This window comes from Sinomicrobium pectinilyticum (assembly GCF_003725735.1).
Taxonomy (GTDB): Bacteria; Bacteroidota; Bacteroidia; order Flavobacteriales; family Flavobacteriaceae; genus Sinomicrobium; species Sinomicrobium pectinilyticum.
Genome location: NZ_RJTM01000076.1, coordinates 1 through 4,601 on the forward strand (window position 1 = coordinate 1; position 4,601 = coordinate 4,601).

2 protein-coding genes are annotated in these 4,601 nt (G+C 48.8%); both read left to right on the forward strand.

The window, feature by feature from the left end:
• Nucleotides 1-81 precede the first annotated feature (81 nt).
• On the forward strand, nucleotides 82-999 hold the full coding sequence (locus ED312_RS11120) for an N-acetylmuramoyl-L-alanine amidase (protein WP_123216094.1): 918 nt from the start codon (nucleotides 82-84) through the stop codon (nucleotides 997-999).
• Entirely contained in the window at nucleotides 996-3,995 is a 3,000-nt protein-coding gene (locus ED312_RS11125) for a glycoside hydrolase family 3 N-terminal domain-containing protein (protein ID WP_240643082.1), read from the forward strand. The genes ED312_RS11120 and ED312_RS11125 overlap by 4 nt, the downstream gene beginning before the upstream one ends.
• Nucleotides 3,996-4,601 lie beyond the last annotated feature (606 nt).

Sequence of the window (4,601 nt, forward strand, 5' to 3'; positions counted from 1 at the left end):
CTTTAAAAAGGACAAAAATCGAGGAAAATCCACCCGGATCGAATTTCATCATGTACTGAAGAATTAAAACACAAAAACCTTATGCCAGCCAATCCCATTAAAACCCTGATCATACTACTGCTTATCCTCGGCGGTGCAATTTCCTGTAGTCCCAACCCCTATGCCGCTACTAACCGTTTTTACAAAAGACAGGCCCGGACGTATGCGAAAACCCTTTTGGAACGCCCTTCCCGAAAGCAAGAGACCCAACCCCGGTTACACTGGGTAGGCACTACGAATTACAATATGCGTAAGCCCAACTACGTCATTATTCACCACACGGCGCAGGATTCGGTTGAACAGACCCTGCGCACCTTTACCCTGCCCCGTACCTCGGTCAGCTCCCATTATGTCATTGCCAAAAACGGTACGGTGTACCAGATGCTCAACGATTATTTCCGCGGATGGCATGCCGGCGCCGGGAAATGGGGAAGCAACAGTGATATCAATTCCGGTTCGCTGGGTATAGAGCTCGACAACAATGGTTTGGAACCTTTTCCGCAAGCACAGATAGACAGCCTTATTTCCCTCCTGAAAGTCCTGAAAGAGAAATACGATATTCCTTCGGAGAACTTCCTGGGGCATGCGGACATTGCCCCTGCCCGTAAGAACGATCCCAGTATATTCTTTCCCTGGAAAGAACTTGCGGACAACGGGTTCGGTATCTGGTACGACGACACCCCGGATATCCGGAACGCGATAACCAAGGAGCTTATCGTTGAAAAAGACACTATCCGGCTAAAGGAAACCGCGCCGCCCGTTACGACACCACAGGACAATCCGGTTCCGGATTTTAACGAACAGGAAGCCCTGAAGATCATAGGTTATGACATCTCAGACCCAAAGGCCGCCCGCAAAGCCTTTAAGATCCACTATATACAACAAAATATAAACGATTCTTTAAACGGGCCCGAAAAAGCCATACTCTATAATATTTATAAAAAATTCCTGCATTTATGATCCCTTTCCCCCCTACAGAAGACCTGAATACGACAATAGCACACAAAATGATGAAAATAAAATACATGCTTCCGCTTATCCTGCTCCTCCTTACGGGAGCACGGTCAAATGCACAGAAAGTTCCTGTTCAAAAACCGGAATTCCTTGAATACACACACAGTAAATGGGTGGATTCGATCATGAACACCCTGGATCCGGACGAAAAGATAGGACAATTATTAATGGTACGGGCGTATTCCAACAAAGAGGAAAAACACAAACAGGACATACTGGACCTCATAAATAAACACAAAATAGGCGGAGTGGTCTTTTTCCAGGGCAACCCGGAAAAACAGGTGCAACTGATGAACGAATTTCAACAAGCTTCCGAAATACCGCTATTGGGCGCTATTGACGCGGAATGGGGCCTGGGCATGCGCCTGGACAATACCGTCAGTTACCCGTTCCAGATGGCTTTGGGGGCTATACAGGACAATGCACTGATATACGAGATGGGAAAGGAAATCGCCGGGCAGATAAAACGCTCCGGGCTGCATATCAACTTTGCACCGGTTGCGGATATTAATAACAATCCCGATAATCCCGTTATAAATGCCCGGTCCTTCGGGGAAGATAAAAAGAACGTCACCGCCAAGGTCATTGCCTATATGAAGGGAATGCAGGACAGCGGACTGCTCACCACCGCCAAACACTTTCCGGGACACGGGGATACCAATGTAGATTCCCATCACGATCTGCCGGTCCTGAATCACTCCAGGACCCGTATGGATACCCTGGAGATCTATCCCTTTAAAGAACTCATAAAGGCAGGCATTAACGGGGTTATGGTTGCCCACCTCAATATCCCTGTCCTGGATACCACCGGAAAACCCGCTACCCTGTCCCGCCAAATCGCCACTTCCCTGCTACAGGACGAACTCGGCTTCGAAGGGCTTATCATTACCGATGCCATGGGGATGAAAGGAGTTACCAAAGGAAACGCTCCCGGAATCGTAGACCGGGACGCCCTGATGGCCGGGAACGATATCCTGGAATTATCGGAAGATGTGGAAAAGGCCATTTTTGAGATCCGGAAGGCCGTACAAAAAGGAATGATCCGTGAAAAGGATATCGATGCCAAAGTCCGCAAGGTCCTCGCCGCCAAACAATGGGCAAAACTGTCGGACTACCGGCCCATGGAAAGCAAAAATATCGTACGGGATCTCAACACCCCCCATGCCCGGTTACTGAACCGAAAACTGGTGGAGGCCTCGCTTACCGTACTTAAAAACGACGGCAATATCCTCCCGGTATCCGGACTGGAAAAACTCAAAATAGCTTCGGTGTCCGTAGGCGCTTCCGAAGAAACCGTATTTCAGAAAACCCTCGCACTGTATACCGCGGTCGATCACTTCCGCCTTCCCCATGACGCATCTTCCGCTGCCATTGAAAAACTCAAAGAACAACTCGACGATTACAATTTAATTATTATAGGTATTCACGACCAGGGAAGACTTCCGAAAAACCAGGTCGGTTTCCCGGAACCCGTGTTGGCGTTCCTGAAAGAGATCAGTGGTAAAAACAGCATTATCACTTCCTTTAAAAACCCGTATGTCCTGGACAAAATAGCGGGAATTGAACATGCCGGCGGACTTATCGTAGCTTACCAGGACAGTAAACTCACGGAAGAACTCAGCGCCCAGCTTATTTTCGGGGCTTTTGGCGCCAGTGGTAAACTCCCCGTACGTATCGGAAACAAGTTTCCCATCGGCTCCGGTATGGAAACCAAAGGGGGCATCCGGTTCAAGTACACCCTGCCGGAAGAAGCGGGAATGAATTCGGAATTCCTCCACAGAAAGGTCGATTCCCTCATGCAGGAGGCCATGGACAATAAGGCTATTCCGGGCGGGCAGGTTTTCATTGCCAAAGACGGTAAAGTTGTACTGTATAAGGCTTATGGTTTTCAGGATTACAGTGATACTGTTGCTGTCCGGAAAACCGATCTGTACGACCTCGCTTCCGTGACCAAAATATCCTCTTCCCTTCCCGCACTTATGCAATTTTACGACCAGGGAAAATTTGATATCGACAAAAACCTGGGGGATTACCTCCCCTATTTCAAAAATTCCGACAAAGGGGACCTCTCTTTCCGGGAGATCCTTGCGCACCAGGCCGGGCTTACCCCCTGGATCGCCTACTGGAAAAATACGCTGCGAAAAAACGGGAGTTATAAATGGAGTACGATAAAAAAAGATTCTTCTTCCCGTTTTCCCATCCGGATCGCAGACCATATGTGGCTGCACCGCAATTACAGGAAAAAAATATACAAGGCCATCAAAAAATCCCCGCTTACCGGAAAGAAAGAATACCTGTATTCCGGGCTGGTGTTCTATCTTATGCCCGAGATGGTTGAGAACATGAGCAATACCCCCTTTCTCACCTACCTCGACAATGAAATTTACCGAAAACTGGGGGCCACCACCCTTACCTACAACCCGCTTTCCGGATTCCCGAAAGAACGTATTGTACCTACGGAGCACGATTACGAGTTCCGTCACCTGCCCATACACGGTACGGTACACGATGAAGGGGCTGCGATGATGGGAGGCATCTCTTCGAATGCCGGGCTTTTTGCCAATGCCAACGACCTGGCCAAACTCATGCAGATGTACCTGAATATGGGAACCTACGGAGGCGACCGTTATATTGAGGAAAGCACATTCCGCGAATTTACCCGGGCCCAGTTCCCGGAAAACAATAACCACCGGGGACTTGGCTTTGACAAGCCGTACCTGGAAAGTAAAGGCGCAGACGGGAATACCGCCGCAGATGCTACCGAAAGCAGCTTCGGACATACCGGGTTTACCGGGACCATGGTATGGATGGACCCGGAAAAAAGAATTCTTTACGTATTCCTGTCCAACCGCGTATTGCCTACCAGGGAAAACACCAAACTCTACAAACTCAACACCCGTACCAACATACAGCAAGTTATTTATGACGCCCTGAAGGAATAGCAACGGGGAAAAGGTTGGGGTAATAGATTAATAGGTTATATTGGATAATGTCTATAAACCCAAGAACTCACTAACTCAACAACTATACCCGGCCAAGCTATACACTGCCGTGCCGGGCTCCACAGAAAAACGCTCCGTTTCTTTCCGCTTCTAAGCCCGGAAAACGGTCATTTAAGGGGTTGTGTTTACACCGAACCGGGTCCGGTATGCGGCTTACCTGTTTCCTTTAGCGGCGAACCGGGTTGCTTATGATATCATATGCAACTGCTTTAACCGCTGACCGGATTACGTTGACCGTTTACCGGGTTGCTTGTGATATCATACGCAATTGCTTAAGCCGCTAACCGGGTTACCTTGACCGCTTACCGGGTTGCTTGTGATATCATACGCAATTGCTTTAACCACTAAACGGGTTACCCTGACCGCTTAAGGGGATGAGTTAGCGGCCTAAGGGATTCCGTTTGCAGCATACACAGTTTCGTTGACCGCTTACCCGGTTACTTGTGAAATCATATGCAATTGCTTTAGCGGCTAACCGGGTTACCTTGACCGCTTAAGGGAATGGGGACGAAGTCGTAAGGGATCCTGTTTACGGCATACATAGTT

Coding starts and splice junctions, on each gene's coding strand:
- ED312_RS11125 (WP_240643082.1), top strand. CDS start 996: ATGATCCCTTTCCCCCCTACAGAAGACCTGAATACGACAATAGCACAC.
- ED312_RS11120 (WP_123216094.1), top strand. CDS start 82: ATGCCAGCCAATCCCATTAAAACCCTGATCATACTACTGCTTATCCTC.